The sequence below is a fragment of the Streptococcus cristatus genome (assembly GCF_003943465.1).
GTDB lineage: Bacteria > Bacillota > Bacilli > Lactobacillales > Streptococcaceae > Streptococcus > Streptococcus cristatus_C.
Genome location: NZ_RJPR01000027.1, coordinates 1 through 1,476 on the forward strand (window position 1 = coordinate 1; position 1,476 = coordinate 1,476).

At 49.9% G+C, this 1,476-nt stretch carries 1 protein-coding gene; it reads left to right on the top strand.

Annotated features, from left to right (window positions below):
* A partial coding sequence (locus D8793_RS11740) for a hypothetical protein (RefSeq protein WP_185761200.1) occupies positions 1 to 1,476 on the top strand: 1,476 nt, incomplete at both ends.

The following is a 1,476-nucleotide window of genomic DNA, read 5'->3' on the forward strand; positions in this document are numbered from 1 at the left end:
CAACAAGCGAGTCTGCTTCAGCGTCAGTAAGCTTGAGTCAATCCGTTTCAACAAGTGAATCAGCTTCAGCATCAGTAAGCCTGAGCCAGTCTGTCTCAGCAAGTGCCAGTGCTTCAGCCTCATTGAGCACCAGCCGGTCTGTCTCAACAAGCGCAAGTGCTTCAGCGTCATTGAGCTTGAGCCAGTCTGTATCAGCAAGCGTAAGTGCCTCAGCTTCGTTGAGCTTGAGCCAGTCTGTCTCAGTAAGTGCCAGTGCTTCAGCGACATTGAGCTTGAGCCAGTCTGTTTCAGCAAGTGAATCAGCTTCAGCGTCAATGAGCTTGAGCCAGTCTGTCTCAGCAAGTGCAAGTGCCTCAGCATCGTTGAGCTTGAGTCAATCAGTTTCAACAAGCGAGTCAGCTTCAGCGTCATTGAGCTTGAGCCAGTCAGTTTCAACAAGCGAGTCAGCTTCAGCGTCATTGAGCACCAGCCAGTCTGTATCAACCAGTGCAAGTGCTTCAGCATCAGTAAGCCTAAGCCAGTCAGTTTCAACCAGCGCAAGTGCCTCAGCATCGTTGAGCTTGAGTCAATCAGTTTCAACAAGCGAGTCAGCTTCAGCGTCATTGAGCACCAGCCAGTCTGTCTCAGTAAGTGCAAGTGCTTCAGCGTCAATGAGCGCAAGCCAGTCTGTATCAGCAAGCGAGTCTGCTTCAGCGTCCTTGAGCACAAGTCAGTCTGTCTCAGCAAGTGCCAGTGCTTCAGCGTCATTGAGCTTGAGCCAATCCGTCTCATTAAGTAAGAGCGCTTCAACTTCATTGAGCTTGAGCCAGTCAGTCTCAACAACCACAAGCGCCTCAGCGTCATTGAGCACTAGCCAGTCTGTCTCATTGAGTAATAGTGCTTCAGCTTCGTTAAGCTTGAGCCAGTCAGTTTCATTGAGCAAGAGCGCTTCAGCTTCACTGAGTGGTAGTCAATCTGTCTCAGTAAGTGCCAGTGCTTCAGCATCGTTGAGCGCAAGCCAGTCTGTCTCAGCAAGTGAATCAGCTTCAACGTCATTGAGCACCAGCCAGTCTGTATCAACAAGTGCCAGTGCTTCAGCGTCATTGAGCTTGAGTCAGTCAGTCTCAGTAAGTGCCAGTGCTTCAGCGACATTGAGCTTGAGCCAATCTGTCTCAGCAAGTGAATCAGCTTCAATGTCATTGAGCTTGAGCCAGTCTGTTTCAGCAAGTGAATCAGCTTCAGCGTCAATGAGCTTGAGCCAGTCTGTCTCAGCAAGTGCAAGTGCCTCAGCATCGTTGAGCTTGAGTCAATCAGTTTCAACAAGCGAGTCAGCTTCAGCGTCATTGAGCTTGAGCCAGTCAGTTTCAACAAGTGAATCAGCTTCAACCTCAATGAGCGCAAGCCAGTCTGTATCAGTAAGCACAAGTGCCTCAGCGTCATTGAGCTTGAGCCAGTCAGTCTCAGCAAGTGAATCAGCTTCAAGCTCATTGAGCACCA